Annotated in this window: 12 protein-coding genes, 1 tRNA gene and 1 pseudogene; 6 read left to right on the top strand and 8 right to left on the bottom strand. The window is 64.1% G+C overall.

Annotated features, from left to right (window positions below; translation table 11 throughout):
* Positions 1-107: 107 nt before the first annotated feature.
* The 3 genes from RR51_RS19245 to RR51_RS19235 form a co-directional block, all read right to left on the bottom strand.
* On the bottom strand, positions 108-2,519 hold the full coding sequence (locus tag RR51_RS19245) for a DUF3772 domain-containing protein (RefSeq protein ID WP_039614400.1): 2,412 nt from the start codon (positions 2,517-2,519) through the stop codon (positions 108-110).
* 56 nt (positions 2,520-2,575) lie between these two features.
* A complete protein-coding gene (gene ada, locus RR51_RS19240) occupies positions 2,576-3,628 on the bottom strand; it encodes a bifunctional DNA-binding transcriptional regulator/O6-methylguanine-DNA methyltransferase Ada (RefSeq protein ID WP_039614399.1) in 1,053 nt (350 codons plus the stop codon).
* A 148-nt stretch (positions 3,629-3,776) separates the two neighbouring features.
* On the bottom strand, positions 3,777-4,403 hold the full coding sequence (locus RR51_RS19235) for a DNA-3-methyladenine glycosylase family protein (protein ID WP_039614398.1): 627 nt from the start codon (positions 4,401-4,403) through the stop codon (positions 3,777-3,779).
* A 172-nt stretch (positions 4,404-4,575) separates the two neighbouring features.
* Here RR51_RS19235 and RR51_RS19230 point away from each other — a divergent pair, with 172 nt between their 5' ends.
* The 3 genes from RR51_RS19230 to RR51_RS19220 all read left to right on the top strand — a co-directional run bounded on the left by RR51_RS19230 (position 4,576) and on the right by RR51_RS19220 (position 8,599).
* The gene (locus RR51_RS19230) at positions 4,576-5,091 is read left to right on the top strand and encodes a sigma-70 family RNA polymerase sigma factor (RefSeq protein WP_039614415.1); all 516 of its coding nucleotides are present in this window, start codon (positions 4,576-4,578) and stop codon (positions 5,089-5,091) included.
* Positions 5,078-6,034 carry a FecR domain-containing protein gene (locus RR51_RS19225; RefSeq protein ID WP_039614397.1) on the top strand — a complete coding sequence of 319 codons (957 nt, stop codon included), beginning with the start codon at positions 5,078-5,080 and terminating at the stop codon, positions 6,032-6,034. Before RR51_RS19230 ends, RR51_RS19225 begins: the two co-directional genes overlap by 14 nt.
* A gap of 96 nt (positions 6,035-6,130) precedes the next feature.
* A complete protein-coding gene (locus RR51_RS19220; RefSeq protein WP_039614396.1) occupies positions 6,131-8,599 on the top strand; it encodes a TonB-dependent siderophore receptor in 2,469 nt (822 codons plus the stop codon).
* A 58-nt stretch (positions 8,600-8,657) separates the two neighbouring features.
* Here the strand turns inward: RR51_RS19220 and RR51_RS19215 are convergent, their stop codons facing one another.
* From RR51_RS19215 to RR51_RS19210, 3 genes are all read right to left on the bottom strand, one after another.
* Positions 8,658-9,815 (bottom strand): MFS transporter, encoded by a 1,158-nt coding sequence (locus RR51_RS19215; RefSeq protein ID WP_039614395.1) that lies wholly within the window; start codon positions 9,813-9,815, stop codon positions 8,658-8,660.
* An 83-nt stretch (positions 9,816-9,898) separates the two neighbouring features.
* Positions 9,899-10,036 carry a hypothetical protein gene (locus tag RR51_RS31295; RefSeq protein ID WP_177328675.1) on the bottom strand — a complete coding sequence of 46 codons (138 nt, stop codon included), beginning with the start codon at positions 10,034-10,036 and terminating at the stop codon, positions 9,899-9,901.
* Positions 10,037-10,262: 226 nt separating this feature from the next.
* Positions 10,263-11,477, bottom strand: a complete 1,215-nt coding sequence (locus RR51_RS19210; RefSeq protein ID WP_023661338.1) for an MFS transporter — start codon at positions 11,475-11,477, stop codon at positions 10,263-10,265.
* A gap of 182 nt (positions 11,478-11,659) precedes the next feature.
* Between RR51_RS19210 and RR51_RS19205 the strand changes: the two are divergent.
* Together RR51_RS19205 and RR51_RS19200 are read left to right on the top strand one after the other, a co-directional pair.
* Positions 11,660-12,232: pseudogene (locus tag RR51_RS19205) on the top strand (FecR family protein); the annotation flags it as partial.
* A gap of 100 nt (positions 12,233-12,332) precedes the next feature.
* Positions 12,333-12,409 (top strand) — tRNA-Met (locus RR51_RS19200).
* Positions 12,410-12,510: 101 nt separating this feature from the next.
* On the opposite strand, the gene RR51_RS19195 is transcribed toward RR51_RS19200, so the two are convergent.
* On the bottom strand, positions 12,511-13,125 hold the full coding sequence (locus RR51_RS19195) for a LysE family translocator (protein WP_039614393.1): 615 nt from the start codon (positions 13,123-13,125) through the stop codon (positions 12,511-12,513).
* Positions 13,126-13,352: 227 nt separating this feature from the next.
* Between RR51_RS19195 and RR51_RS19190 the strand changes: the two genes are divergently transcribed.
* Positions 13,353-14,270: a LysR substrate-binding domain-containing protein gene (locus RR51_RS19190; protein ID WP_039614392.1), complete on the top strand. Its 918-nt coding sequence runs from the start codon at positions 13,353-13,355 to the stop codon at positions 14,268-14,270.
* Here RR51_RS19190 and RR51_RS19185 read toward each other — a convergent pair.
* Entirely contained in the window at positions 14,210-14,791 is a 582-nt protein-coding gene (locus RR51_RS19185) for a YcbK family protein (RefSeq protein ID WP_023661340.1), read from the bottom strand. The two genes, RR51_RS19190 and RR51_RS19185, sit on opposite strands and share 61 nt — an antisense overlap.
* Between the last annotated feature and the right edge of the window lie 10 nt (positions 14,792-14,801).

Genomic DNA, 14,801 nt, shown 5'->3' with positions numbered 1-14,801 from the left:
GGGGGCTGCCTTGCAGCCCAATCGCCGGCAAGCCAGCTCCCACAGGTACTGCGTATGGCTTGAAGTCGACGCGGTCCTTGTGGGAGCTGGCTTGCCGGCGATTGACTTCACACCGACTCGTCAGCCGAGCGAGCGCCCTCCTGCACCAACACCATGCTCTGCGGCGACGACAGGGCAATACCTTCATCACGCAGGCGCCCAAGGATGGTGAACAACAGGTCACTGCGCGTACCGGACACCTGCCGCGGCCCCGCCACGTAACCACTCACACCTATCACCATGCCGCTGCTGGTCAGGTCCTTGAAGGTGACCGAGGTAGCTGGCGCATCCAGAATCGCCTCGTGCTCCTGGTAAGCCGCCAGCAGCAGTTCACGCACGCGGTTGGCATCGGTCTCCAGCGGCATGGTCAGGGTAATGCCGACCACGCCCAGGGCGTTGCCCATGGTCACGTTACGCACGTTCTGCGAGATGAACTGCGAGTTGGGCACGATAACCGTCGAGCGGTCGGACATCTGGATCTCGGTGGCGCGCACGTTGATACGGCGAATGTCGCCCTCGACACCCGCCAGGCTGACCCAGTCGCCCACCTTGACCGGGCGCTCGGTCAGCAGGATCAGGCCGGAAATGAAGTTCTGCACGATCTGCTGCAAGCCGAAACCGATACCCACCGACAGGGCACTGACCACCCAGGTCAGGCTGGTGAGGTTGATGCGCAGGGTCGACATCACCAGCATGGCCAGGAAGATGAAGCCCAGGTAACCCACCAGAGTCACCAGCGAGGCACGCATACCGGCGTCCATGTCGGTTTCCGGTAGCAGGCGATCGCTCAGCCAGCGCTTGACCACACGGATGGCGAACAGGCCGCCGAGGAACATCACCACTGCCAACAGAATGTCCTGGGGGACAATGTTCATGTTGCCCAGCAGCTTGCCGCCGGTCTCGTCCCAATCACCCAGGCTCAACAGCAGTTCGCTGGGGCTGGTGCCCGACGGCATCAGTGCCAGCAACAACGCCAGGAACAGCACCACGGTGCGGCCGATACCGGCCAGGATGGTGCTGGCCTGGGCCTGGTGACGTGGCGCCAGGCCCAGGGTCGAGGCCAGCGCCAGGCCGCCGGGCTGGCGGGGCGACAGCAGGGTTTCGCAGAGGTCGCCAAAGAACGTGGTCAGCAGGTAGGCACAGGTAATCACCAGGCTGACCCACAGCAGCTTGGCGGTGAGGAAGTAGGCGAGTGTCAGGTAACCGGCGAGCAAGGCCAGCAGGATCAACGTAAGCCAGATCACCATCACGAACGGGATCAGCCCGGCCAGGCCTGTGGGGCGCTCCAGGTCATGCTTGCGCAGGGTGCGGCGGTAACGCAGCAGCGCACCGGCGAAGGTGAACGCCACTACCAGCGCGGTCAGGCCGTTGACCGCCACGGTCAGCGCCAGGCTGGCACCGATCACGCTGTTGATGCGTTCCATGGTCATCATGACCATCAGCGCCAACGCCAGCACCTTGGGGAACCAGCCCAGGGCGCTGGCCACTTCATCGTGAATAGGCGGCAGGCGCCAGGACGGACGCTGCAGCATCAGCATGGCGCGGCCCAGGCCGGTGATGAAGGCACTGAACACCACCAGGGCAAGTACATGATTGGCCAGGCTGGCGATATCGGCGCCCAACTCGGCGCTGCTCTCCAGCCCCCAACGCAGCAGCGAGACCGAGCCGGCGATGGTGCCCAAGGTTGCCAGGCTGACACCCAGCGCCAGCGCACTGCGGCGCAGGCGGCCTTCGGGCAGCCAGCTGACCATGGCGCCGGCGAGAAGGCGCTCGAGCACGCGGCGCACCAAGGTCCAGACCAGGATTGCCGCCACCAGGCTGGTAATGAACAACCAGCGATTTTCAGCGCTGAAGGCACTGCCGATGGCATCAGCCGTCTCACCACGCAGGTCTCGCAGGCGTGCAACATCGTCCTGGGTGGGGCGAATGATGCTCTGCCAGAATGCCGGGGTCAGCGGTGAGGCCGCGCGGCTGGTGATCTGCGAGTTGAACTGGCTGCGGCGCAGGTTGACGATTTGCGTGGACAAGTCGCGCGCCGACTGGGTCAGCTTGGAGGCCTGGCCCTGCTGCGCCACCAAGGCCTTCTTCTCGGCCTCCAGCGCTTTACGCTGCTGGGTCAGGGTAGCCGCCTCGTCCGGCTGGACCGGGCCGATGACCTTGAGCTTGTCGTCGACTTTTTCAACATCAGTGGTGCGCAGGGCAGTCAACGCGTCGGCCTGACGCTGCACCTGCATTGCACCCAGGCGCAACTGCGAAAGCAGATCGTCATTGGCGTCGCTGGTAACGCCCTGGCGTATCTGGTCCAGCCGCTCGCTCAACTGCTCGATGCTGGCGTTTTCATCCAGCGCGTCCGCTTCGGCAACCGCCAGATTGGACAATGGCGTGGCCGGGGCCGACCAGGCCGGGCTGGCAATGGCCAGCATCAGGGCCATGAAAACCATCAGGCCTGGACAATAACGGGCAAGGCTGACACGCCTCATCGAATATTCCTCTTTACAATTCGATTTGGCGGGTGATTCTACGCGGCTTCACGCGATCAGGAGAGTGCCGTTTCTCGTTTGAGCAACTGCTGTTTGCGCTCGATGCCCCAGCGGTAACCACTGATGTCGCCGTCGCGGCGGACCACCCGATGACAGGGGATGGCCACGGCGATGTGGTTGGCCGCGCAGGCCATGGCCACCGCACGCACCGCCTTGGGCGCGCCGATGCGCTCGGCGATGTCGGTGTAGCTGACCCGGCTGCCGGCCGGCACCTCGCGCAGGGCTTGCCACACCCGCTCCTGGAACGCAGTGCCTTGCACATCCAGTGGCAGGGCCAGGCCCAGCGCGGGTGCTTCGACGAATCCCACCACCTCGGCGACCAACCGTTCGTAAGCACTGTCGCCGCCGATCAGGTGGGCCTTGGGGAACTGGTCCTGCAGATCGTGCAGCAGGGCCTCGGGATCGTCGCCCAGCAGGATCGCGCAAATGCCCTTCTCGCTCTGGGCCACCAGGATGGCACCCAAGGAGCATTGGCCAAGGGCGAAGTGGATGGTTGCCCCGGCGCCGCCGGCGCGGTATTGCCGCGGACGCATGCCCAGGCGCTGGTCGGCGCTTTCGTAGAAGCGGCTGTTGGAGTTGTAGCCGGCGTCATAGATGGCATCGGTGACAGAGCGCTGGCCATCTTCCAGGTGGGCGCGCAGGCGCCGGGCACGGAAAGCGGTGGCATAGGCCTTGGGGGTCAGGCCGGTTTCGGCCTTGAACAGGCGATGCAGGTGAAAAGGGCTGACGGCCAGTTGGGCGCTTAGTTGGTCGAGGCTGGGTGCCGGGTCGATGGCTTCGATCAGGCGGCAGGCGCGGGTGACCAGCTGGCTATGGCGGGTAGCGCTGGTGCTGGCGGTGCAACGTTTGCAGGCGCGGTAGCCGGCGGTTTCGGCGGCAGCTGGGGTGTCGTAGAACTCGACGTTGGTTCGCTTGGCAAGACGCGATTTGCAGCCGGGGTGGCAGTAGATGCCGGTGGTGCGCACGGCGTAGACGAAGTGGCCGGTGGCGGCGGTTTCGCGGGATTCTACGGCTTGCCAGCGTTGGTCGGGGGTGGTGTAGGGGTTCATTGGTAAATGTCCAGATAGGTTGTTGCCTGTGCCGGCCCTTTCGCGGGTAAACCCGCTCCCACAAGTACTGCATAGCCTTTCAAGGCTGTGGATATCCCTGTAGGAGCGGGTTTACCCGCGAAGAGGCCGGCACAGGCAGTGCAAAACTTCAAGCCCGCCACAGGTACCAGGCCGCCACGGTTCGGTATGGGCGCCAGCCGCCACCCAGCGAACGCATTTGCGCCGGCGTCGGCGCCTTGTCCAGCCCCTTCAGCCGCCGATACCCCTCGCGTACGCCAAAATCGTCGACCGGCAGAACGTCCGAACGCGCCAGGCTGTAGATCAGCAACATCTCCACCGTCCACCGCCCTACCCCGCGCAATGCCACCAGCCGTTCGATCAACGCCTCGTCAGCCATGGCCAGCGCCTCTTCCCGGCTCGGCACCAGGCCATCCAGCCGGCCTTGGGCAATACCCTGGATCGTCGCCATCTTGCTCGCGGAAAAACCACAGGCGCGCATGGTTTCCGGTGTAACCGCCAACAACTGCTCCGGCCCTGGGAAAGCAGCCTCCGGGAACAACGCCAGCAAGCGCCCAAGAATTGCCTCGGCAGCACGGGCATGCAGTTGCTGGTAGGCAATCGCCCGCACCAACACCTCGTAAGGCTCACGCCCCGGCGTGGCCTGGTGCAGGCAAGGCCCGGTCGCCTCGATATGCCGCGACCAGTCCGGGTCGAGCGCCGCAAGGTATTCGGTGGCCTCGCGGTACGCGTCAGGCGAAAGGTTGGCCAAGATCATGGCACCTCCATCAAGTCGATTGCAGGTCCAGCTTAGCGCAGCCGTTCATCGGGCAAACGCCGGTTCTTGCGCGACTAATTCCTGGCATGCCATTGCTCCGCGCCAGCATCCCCGCATAGAATTGAGAACCATTCACAATCGCATGTATCCACAGGACCGGGCCTTCGCCAAGATGCAGATCAACGACACGCTCAAGCCGACCGAGGTCGCTCTGCTCTACCAGGCCCACCACAGCTGGCTTAGCGGCTGGCTGCGCAGCCGGGTCGGTTGCAGCGAGCACGCCGCCGACCTGGCCCAGGATACCTTCGTGCGGCTTTTGCGGGCGCGCCAGCTGTCGCCGCTGAAGAAGCCACGCGCCTACCTCAGCAGCATCGCCCGTGGCCTGATGATCGACCAGTTCCGTCGCCGTGCGCTGGAACGGGCCTACCAGGAAAGCCTGGCTCACCTGCCCGAAGCCGAAGTGCCCAGCGAAGAAGATCGACTGGTCATCCTTGATACCCTGGCGCGCCTCGACCAAGCCCTGCACCAGCTGAAACCGCGTGCCCGCCAGGCATTCCTGCTGGCTCAGCTCGACGGTTTGAGCATCGTGCAGATCGCCCTGCGCCTGGGTGTGTCGCGGGCCACCGTCGAGCGGGACCTGGCCAAGGCCCTGGGCGTCTGCTACCGGTTGCGCTATGCCGACGCCTGACAGCGCGCCCGCGCAGGCGCAGGTCGACCAGGCCATCGACTGGTTGGTGAAGTTGCGCTTCGACAGCCCCTGCCCGCGTACCGAGCAGCAGTTCCAGCACTGGCTGGCCAGCCATCCACACAACCCCTTGGCCTGGCAGCGGGTCAGCCACCTCAGTGACGAACTGGCCGGGCTGCCCAAGGGCCTGAGCCGCCGCACTCTGGATGGCAGCCAGCGCCAGCGCATCAGCCGCCGCGACCACCTCAAACTGCTGGCCGTGCTGGCCGTGGGCGGCAGCCTGGGCTGGGCCGCGCGCGAACCGCTGGGCATACCCCAGCTGCTGGCCGACAGCAGCACCGCCACTGGCGAGCGCCGCCAACTGCAAGGCAGTGATGGCAGCCGCATCCAGCTCAATACCGCCAGCGCCATCGACCTGCGTTACAGCGCCGAGCAGCGCCGGCTGCAACTGGTGCGTGGCGAGGTGAGCCTGGACAGCAATCCCAACGATAACCGCCCGTTTCGCATCGACACCCGCGTTGGCCAACTTGCCACCCTCGACGGCCAACTGCTGCTGCGCGAGAACGACCAGGGGCTGTTGCTGGCCGTACGCCGGGGCGACGTCACGCTGTTCCCCACCTCGGCCTCGCCACGTCGGGTGCTGCCAGGCGAAACCTTGCAGGTGTGGGCGAGCGGCAGCTTCCAGGCGGTGACGCTGCACAGCGACCCCTGGGGCTGGACCGACGGCGTGCTCAGCGTGCAGCAGATGCCGCTGGGCGATTTCATCGCCGAGCTGGCGCGCTACCGCCCGGGCCTGCTGCGCTGTGCTCCCGAAGTGGCAGACCTGAAGGTGTCCGGTACCTACCAGCTGGCCGACACCGGGCAGATCCTGCAGTTGCTCACCCGCAGCCTGCCGGTGCGGGTCGACTACCGCACGCGTTATTGGGTGAGCATCGGTGCGGCCTGAAAAAATTCCGAAAATAAATGAGGTGGAATCTCATTCTCGTCCGGCCTGAAGGAACAAAACCCGAAAAGTGGTCTTCACAACCTTCAGGAGCGCTTCATGATTGCCCCGTGTTCCCCTCGCAACGACAGGCTGCGCCGTGCCGTGCGCGCGGCCGTGTTCGGCCTTGGCCTGGCAGCTGGCGGTACCTTCCCGGCCATGGCCCAGGCTGCAACAGCCAGCCAGAGCCAGCAGACCGACTGGAACATTCCGGCCGGCCCGCTGGCCCCCGCGCTGGACCAGTTGGCCCGCCAGGGCGGCCTGAGCCTGTCGTTCGACGCGAACAGCCTGCAGGGCAAGACCACCCGAGGGGTGCAGGGCCGACATGACAGTGCGGGGGCGCTGTCGATCCTGTTGCAGGGCAGCAACGTGCAGGTCCAGCAGGAAAGCGCAACCAGCTTCCTGCTGATCCCGGCACTGGATGTGGGAAACGCCCTTGAGCTGGGCGCGACCAGCATCTCCAGCGATCGTCTGGGCGAAACCACCGAGCACACCGGCTCCTACACTACCGGCGAAGTGACCATCGGCAAGATGCCGCAAACCCTGCGCCATACTCCGCAATCGGTCAGCGTGATAACCCGCCAGCGCATCGATGACCAGAACATCACCAACCTGACCAACCTGCTGGAGCAGACACCCGGCGTGGTGGTCAACTACACCGACAGCGAGCGAGTGCAGTACTACTCGCGTGGCTTTGCCATCGATGCCATCCAGTACGACGGCGCCACCGTGGTGCAGAGCAGCGGTGGCGGTTCGTTCATCCAGACCGACTCAGCGTTCATCGACCGCGCCGAAGTGCTGCGCGGCGCCACCGGCATGCTGCGTGGCGCCGGCAACCCGTCGGGCACGGTGAACCTGGTGCGCAAGCGCCCGACCCATGACTTCCAGGCTACGGGCAGCGTGACCCTGGGCTCGTGGAATGCCCAGCGCTACGTGGCCGATATCTCTGGCCCGCTGACCGAAACCGGCAACGTGCGCGGGCGGGTGATCGCCGTGCATGACGACCGCGACCTGTTCCAGGACTCACGCATGGAGCGCAAGGAAGCATTCGGCGGCTCGCTGGCCTTCGACCTGGACGACAGCACCACGCTGACCACCGGTCTCGAGTGGACCAAACTCGACGCCACTGGCGCCTGGGGCAACCTGCCCGCCGACGCCAGCGGCGCCCCCCTGCCCTTCGGCCGCAGCACCTACCTGGGCGCCGACTGGAACCGCTGGGACCGCAGCAACCTGAACACCTTTGCCGAACTGGAACACCGCTTCGACAACGACTGGACCCTGAAGCTGATGGCCCTGCGTACCCACTTCGAGCTGGACGACCATGGCTTCAAGCAAACCTATATGGAGCGCGCACCGGCCAACCTGAATCCCACCGGCAACCCGTACCTGATGCGATACCAGGTTACCGAAGGCGACGGCGGCGAGAGCCTGCAGAACAATCTGAGCGCCACCCTCAACGGCCCGTTCGACCTGTTTGGCCGCACCCACGAGTTGATGGTCGGGGTCGAGCGGATCCGCAACGACTCCTACGCCTCGGCCACCAACCGGGTGATTTCCGGGCTGTACGACATCCGCTACTGGGACCCGAAAACCAGCCTGCCCGAGCCGGACATCGACATAACCGCCCACCCGGTGCGCACCCGTACCACCCAGCAAGCCGCACACGCCACCTGGCGCATTTCGCTGGCCGAACCGCTGACCGCGATCATCGGCGCACGGGCCAACTGGTATGACTACGAGCAGGAAAACAACACCGGTGCCAACGGCAAGTTCAGCGTCGACGAGAAGATCGTGCCGTACGCGGCGCTGATCTACGACCTGAATGACAACTTCAGCGTGTACGCCAGCTACACCGAGATATTCAGCCCGCAGACAGTGGTGGACAAGAACAACTCGGTGCTCGACCCGATCATCGGCGAAGCCTACGGAACGGGCATCAAGGGCGAGTTCTACGATGGCCGGTTGAACACCAGCCTGGCGTTTTTCCGTATCAACCAGGTGGGTACACCGGTGGATGACATGTCCACGGAGATCGGCTGCAACGGCACCACCGGCCGCTGCAAGATCGCCTCAGGCAAGAGCCGCAGCGAGGGCATCGACCTGGAGATTACCGGCGAAGTGCTGCCGGGCTGGCAGGTCACCGGCGGCTACACCTACAACACCACCGAGTACCTGAAGAACTCGGCAGCCACCAATGGCAACGCGATCCGCACCACCGACCCGGAGCACATGCTGCGGCTGTTCACCAGCTACCGCCTGCCGGGCACGCTGGACGCCTGGACCATTGGTGGCGGCGTGCAGGCGCAGAGCGACATCTATTCCGAAAGCGGCACGGCCAAGGCGACCCAGGCGGGGTATGCGGTGTACAACGGCATGCTCGGTTATCGCATCAACGACAACTACTCAGTGCAACTGAACGCCAACAACATCTTCGACAAAAAGTACTACCGGCAGATCGGTACCACGGCGACGGGGTACTACTGGGGCGAGCCACGCAATGTGTCGGTGACCTTGCGCGGGAGTTTCTGACAGGCATTTGCCTGACCGGCTGTGCGGCCCCTGTAGGACCGCGCAGCCCTGAAGGACATCAGTCCGCCACCGCCCGCAACCGCCCCGCGCGCCGGTACGACTGCCGGGCAAAGCACACGAACAACCCGGCCATCAACGCCAGTGCGATAGGCAGACCATGCGGCGCCACATCCATTGCCGCACCGCTCACCAAGGGCCCGACCAGGCTACCCACACCCCACAGCAAACCCACGCTGGCATTGGCGGTAACCAGGTCCTGCCCCTTGAAGCGCTGCCCGATCAGTACCAGCGCCAGGGTATAGATGCCGCCTGCCACGGCGCCCAGCAGCACCAGCAGCGGCCATAGCAACCAGGTCAGGTTCAGCAGCCAGGGCAGGCCGATACCGATCGCCATCGCCAGCAGCCCGCATACCAGGTGCAGCCCGGTGCGCTCCACCCGGTCGGCCAACCAGCCAAGCGGCAACTGGAACAACATGTCACCGGCAAACACGACGGTCACCATCAGCGCCGCCACGCCCACGGCAAAGCCATGGCTGGTGGCATACACCGGCAGCAACGACAGCACCACGGCATCGAAGAACGAGAAGAACAGCACCGCCACGCACAACGCCGGCGCCACACGGAAGAAACCGGCCAGGCCGAAGCTCTTTTCACCCTCTTCATGTTCGACATGGTCGTTGGGTACGGTCAGCACGATGCACAGCAGCGCCAGGCCATAGCAGGCGGTGACCACACCGGTGATCCACGGGCTGTCGGCGCCCAGCACCGCCAGCATGGCCGGGCCGAGCACTTGGAAGCCGGTGAAGCTGGTGGCGTACAGGGCCATGATCTTGCCGCGGTTGTGCTCCGGGCACAGTTCGTTGACCCACGACTCGCCAAGGATGATGGCGATACCCATGCCCAGCCCCAGGCCCAGGCGCAACAGCGCCAGCTGCCACAGCGAGCCGAACGCCGACTCGAGCAAGGCAATGCTGAGCGTGCACAGGCTGAAGCACAGCAGGTAGATGGTGCGCCGGGTCAGGTGGCGACAGCAGGCGTCGACCAGGAACGCCGAGAGCATCATCCCCGCAGCGGGGATGGCCGAGATGATGCCGATTTCCAGGGTGCTCGCACCGGCTTCATGCAGGCGCAACGACACCAGCGGCAGGCTGGCCCCCAAACTGAAACCCACGACCGAAACGGCGAACAACAGGCCCGCCAGCAAACGCATGTTCATGTACCACTCCTTGCAAACCGAAAAGACGTGCAGACACAGGCGCGCACGCCAGGGCGGCGAGCGACGCGAAAGCGCAGATCAGTTCAGGCGAGGTGTGGTGAGAAGGTGAAGGCAAACAGCACGCTGCGGCGACGCTTGAGCACCGTGTCGCTCGGCCACGCACGACGCAGGGCCTGGAAGGCAGGCTGGCGGGCGTTTGGCAGGAGCTGGGTACGGCACATTGCTTTGACTACTACGCAGGTGGTTGAAGAAAGGGCGGACTCTAGGCCAAGGGTGGTCACGTCGTCAAATTTCGCGGAACAACCGCCTTGCATGGCCTCCAGACTTGCGCGGGCCCTTGTAGGAGCAGCCTTGTGCTGCGAAGAGGCCGGCAAGACAACAAATTATCTTCGGCAGTAATGGCCTCTTCGCAGCACAAGGCTGCTCCTACAGGTTCTATGCATGCTTTCAGCGCTTGCCGGTACTTGGCAAGAACACCGCCAGCAACCCGAACAAAGGCAGGAACGAACACACCTCGTACACGTACTCGATGCCACGCAGGTCCGCCACATACCCCAGCAAGGCCGCACCGATGCCACCAAAGCCGAACATCAGCCCGAAGAAGATCCCGGCAATCATGCCCACGCTGCCCGGTACCAGCTCCTGCGCATACACCACGATCGCGGAAAACGCCGAAGCCAGGATAAAGCCGATCACCACGCTCAACACGGTGGTCCAGAACAGATCGGCATACGGCAGCACCAGGGTGAACGGCGCCACGCCAAGGATCGAAAACCAGATCACGGCTTTGCGCCCGATGCGGTCACCGATCGGCCCGCCAAAGAAGGTACCCGCCGCCACCGCACCAAGGAACAGGAACAGGTGCAGCTGCGAGCTGGCCACCGACACATCGAACTTCTCGATCAGGTAGAAGGTGAAATAGCTGGTAAAGCTGGCCATGTAGAAGTACTTGGAGAACACCAGCAGGCCCAGCACGATCAGCGCCGCCACCACCCGCCCGCGGGAAATGCCGTGGGTCGCCTGCACAGCCTTGCGCGCCTTGGCCTGGTTGAGGTGCTCCTTGTACCAGCCACGCAGCATCAGGGTGACGCCGAGAAAGAACAGCGCAGCCAGGCCGAACCAGGCCACGTGGCTCTGGCCGAACGGAATGACAATGGCTGCCGCCAGCAGCGGCCCCAAAGCCGACCCGGTGTTGCCACCGACCTGGAAGGTCGACTGGGCCAGGCCGAAGCGCCCGCCCGATGCCAGGCGCGCAATACGCGAGGTTTCCGGGTGGAAGGTCGACGAGCCGATACCCACCAGGGCCGAGGCCAGCAGAATCATCGGGAAGCTGCCGACGAAGGCCAGCATCACGATACCCACCAGGGTACACAGGGTGCCCAGTGGCAGCAGGTTCGGTGCCGGTCGGCGATCGGTAAAAAAGCCGACCCAAGGCTGCAGCAGCGAGGCGGTGATCTGGAACGTCAGGGTGATCATGCCGATCTGGGCGAAACTCAGGTCGTAGTTGGCCTTGAGCATCGGGTAGATCGCCGGCAGCACAGACTGGATCAGGTCATTGATCAGGTGCGCCAGGGCGCAGAAACCGATTATGCGCATCACCAGCGGCGTGGCTTGGCTCGCTGCCGCACTGGTGGGCGCCGTGGAGGCGCTACTGATAGCCATGTGCCTGAATCTCCATCCGTAGTTTGGGATCCGATTATCGGAAAACAAATAGATACATAGCTACCTTTTATTTCCTTGGTCCGCGACACACTTGAAAATGGTTCTCAATATAATTAGCATCCTTGGCCAAAATACCCGTCATCGTTGGGCGAAACGGCCCTAATCGCGAGCACACCAACCCCATGAGCCCAATGCCCGTTCGCGTCCGTCCACGGCAGATCAACGCGCACCGCAGCCATCTGGGCAAATGGCTGGCGCTATTGTTCCTCCTGGGGCTGGCTGCTACCGCCTACCTGTACTGGCCGCTGATACAGCGCCTGGGCAGCGAATTGCATACCGATGCAGGTGAGCGCCGCAGCATCCGCCTGGCCGATGGCACCACCCTGCACCTGGGCAGCGCCAGTGCGATGAACGCCGACCTGCGTGGCCGCACGCGCCAACTGCACCTGGTGCAGGGCCGGGTATACCTGGAAGTGATGCTCGACGGCAGGGCCATGGAGATAGCAGTGGGCGACGCGCGCATCCAGGTGTTCGGTACCCGCCTGCAGGTCGCCCGCCATGCAGGCCATGACGAACTCGTGGTGCTCAGTGGCAAGGCCATGGTTATCCAAGGCAGCGAACAGCGCATGGTATCGATGGGTGAGCGGGTAACCTTCGATAGCGCGCATATCGGCCCGGTACGGAAAGCCGACCTCAAGGCCGCCGATGGCTGGCGCAGCGGGCAGTTGAAAGCCGGCGACATGCCGTTGGGCAAGGCAGAACCCGGGCCTGGCCGCTAAGTTTTTGAAAGCGTGCAAATTTTTTTTGAAATGAGTGTTGACAGGGGGGCCGTTCAAGAGAATAATGCGCGCCATCGGCTACATAGCTCAGTTGGTTAGAGCATAGCATTCATAATGCTGGGGTCCGGGGTTCAAGTCCCTGTGTAGCCACCATACAAGACGAAGGGCTTACCGCAAGGTAAGCCCTTTTTCTTTGCCTGCGGAAAATTACCACAGGCCTGCACCCTTCCCGTACAGGGCATGCAATTGCCACCTCAACGCATTCCGGTCACCGCCACGGCCAGGCCCAACCCGATCAGCGCCAGGCCGATTACCCGGTCCACCAGCCTTTGCCGCTCGATCATCGCCTCGCGCAATGCCGTACTGGAGAAAAATACCGCCACCAGGCTGAACCACACCCAGTGAGCAATGGACATGAAAGCGCCGTAGGCAAAATCCAGCGCCAACGAGCTGCCCGGTTGCACTACCTGGGTGAAGGCACTGATCACGAACAGCATGGTCTTGGGGTTGAGGGCGTTGGTCAGAAAGCCCGTGCGCAGGGCCTGCGTTACGCTGGCTGCGGTTGCGGCAACCCCGTCGAGGCTGATGCGCCGGGTGTTGGTCATCGACTGGAAACCCAGGTAGACCAGGTAACCCGCGCCCAGCACTTTCATGCCCAGGAACAGGGTCGGGCTCTGGCTGATGATCACCGCGATGCCCAGCACCGTGTACAGGACGTGCACCTGCACTCCCAGGGCAATGCCCACGGCAGCAGCCAGCCCGGCCTTGCGGCCCTGTGCATAACTGCTGCGGGTGACCATGGCGAAGTCGGCACCGGGGCTGATGACGGCGAGCAGGGTGAACAGGGCGACGGCAATGAGTTCGGTCATGCTGGTGGCTCTCGATAGGCGATGGAAATGCACAGACCATGTAATTATCGAGAGCTTATAGCCCAGGAAAAATCGATTTATAGTGAGGCAAATCTGATAGCTTTCCTCACAGATATCTAGAGCCTGTGTCGGCCCCTTCGCGGGTAAACCCGCTCCTACAGGGGCGGCGCATCACCTGTGGGAGCGGGTTTACCCGCGAGAGGCCGGCACAGACAAACAGGAATGCCATGAAACTGCCGCCACTCAATGCCTTCCGCTACTTCGACATCGCCGCCGAAACCGAGAGCTTCGTGCGCGCCGCCGAGCACCTGCATGTCACCCATGGCGCGGTCAGCCGCCAGGTGCGCCTGCTTGAAGAAAGCCTTGGTGTGGAGTTGTTCGAGCGCCGCAACCGGGCCATTTTCCTCACCCCTGCCGGCCGTGCCTTGCAGGGCACTACCCAGGCGATCTTCGAGCAGCTCGAAGGCGCCGTGCAGCGTTTGCAACAACAGGCCCGCGACAACGTACTGGTGCTGTCGTGCGAGCCGACCATCGCCATGCGCTGGCTGATCCCGCGCCTGCCCCGCTTCCACGCCGCCCATCCCGACCTGCAGTTGCACCTGGTGGCCGCTGGCGGGCCATTGGACTTCGCACGTAGCGGTGTCGACCTGGCAATTCGCCGCGATGACTTCCACTGGGACAAACAGCTGTACAACCAGAAGATCTGCGACGAATGGATCGGCCCGGTCTGCCACCCCACCGTCCCCCTCCAACTCGAAGGCCAGCGCCTGCTGCACAGCGCCACCCGCCCCGGCGCCTGGCCCAACTGGCTGCGCCTGAGCGGCCAACAGGTCCGGCACACCGAGCGCAGCGACTACCAGCACTTCTACCTGTCGATTCAGGCCGCCAGCGCCGGCCTGGGCCTGGCCATGGCCTCAGCCCTCATGGTGCGCGACGAACTCGACAATGGGCAGTTGCAGGCACCGTTCGGCTTCGTGCGTGACGGCTCGGCCTACCACCTGCTCAGCCCCTTGCCGCTGGAAGACGACGGCAAGCGCCAGCGCTTCGCCACGTGGGTGATGGGCGAATGCAGGAGCTGCCTGGCTCATCTGGGCTTGATACAGAACGACGACCCCGCACGGCCGTCACCACCCCAGGTACGGTAACCCGCGGTATCCACATGAATACGCCCGGAGGGGTAGCGCCCCAGGCCCATGTTCCAGGCCTGGCCGTATTGCTGCCAGAACCGGCACAGCGGGTTGGGGTCCGCCCAGTCGGGCAGCAGGATATCGACAGCGAACGCCCGGGTATGGGCGCTGTTGGCCGCCCCGCCGGCGCAGGCATTCAGGCGCGGGGCTCGATAGGCTGAAACCACCTCGAACTGACGCAGGATGCCCTGGTCATGAAGCGTCTTTATCAGCGAGAGCGTCGAGCGCACTGCCGGCCAGTTGCTGGCGGGCGGCACGGCGAAGGGGGACGCGTGGCACTGCTTCCAGTCCGAAGCCGAACGCAGCAGCTGATGGATCGGCACCACGCCATAAAGACGGGCATCCACAAGCATCTCGCGAAATGGCCGTGTCTGATGGTCCCCGGCCCATTGCGCGAACAACCAGATATCACGCTCATCGGCCTGCGCTCCTGCACCCAACATGCCCAGCACCAGCGGCAGCCATCCTGCCCTTTTCATCCCTGCTCCC

The sequence above is a fragment of the Pseudomonas sp. C5pp genome (assembly GCF_000814065.1).
GTDB lineage: Bacteria > Pseudomonadota > Gammaproteobacteria > Pseudomonadales > Pseudomonadaceae > Aquipseudomonas > Aquipseudomonas asiatica.
Note: the sequence above shows the minus strand (reverse complement) of the source record. Positions and strands in the feature narration are given on the sequence as shown.

Bases quoted from the DNA above. Each gene is read 5' to 3' on its own strand.
- RR51_RS19230 (WP_039614415.1), top strand. From the start codon at position 4,576: ATGCAGATCAACGACACGCTCAAGCCGACCGAGGTCGCTCTGCTCTAC.
- RR51_RS19185 (WP_023661340.1), bottom strand. From the start codon at position 14,791: ATGAAAAGGGCAGGATGGCTGCCGCTGGTGCTGGGCATGTTGGGTGCA.
- RR51_RS31295 (WP_177328675.1), bottom strand. From the start codon at position 10,036: ATGTGCCGTACCCAGCTCCTGCCAAACGCCCGCCAGCCTGCCTTCCAG.
- ada (WP_039614399.1), bottom strand. From the start codon at position 3,628: ATGAACCCCTACACCACCCCCGACCAACGCTGGCAAGCCGTAGAATCC.
- RR51_RS19220 (WP_039614396.1), top strand. From the start codon at position 6,131: ATGATTGCCCCGTGTTCCCCTCGCAACGACAGGCTGCGCCGTGCCGTG.
- RR51_RS19195 (WP_039614393.1), bottom strand. From the start codon at position 13,125: ATGACCGAACTCATTGCCGTCGCCCTGTTCACCCTGCTCGCCGTCATC.
- RR51_RS19215 (WP_039614395.1), bottom strand. From the start codon at position 9,815: ATGAACATGCGTTTGCTGGCGGGCCTGTTGTTCGCCGTTTCGGTCGTG.
- RR51_RS19235 (WP_039614398.1), bottom strand. From the start codon at position 4,403: ATGATCTTGGCCAACCTTTCGCCTGACGCGTACCGCGAGGCCACCGAA.
- RR51_RS19245 (WP_039614400.1), bottom strand. From the start codon at position 2,519: ATGAGGCGTGTCAGCCTTGCCCGTTATTGTCCAGGCCTGATGGTTTTC.
- RR51_RS19190 (WP_039614392.1), top strand. From the start codon at position 13,353: ATGAAACTGCCGCCACTCAATGCCTTCCGCTACTTCGACATCGCCGCC.
- RR51_RS19225 (WP_039614397.1), top strand. From the start codon at position 5,078: ATGCCGACGCCTGACAGCGCGCCCGCGCAGGCGCAGGTCGACCAGGCC.
- RR51_RS19210 (WP_023661338.1), bottom strand. From the start codon at position 11,477: ATGGCTATCAGTAGCGCCTCCACGGCGCCCACCAGTGCGGCAGCGAGC.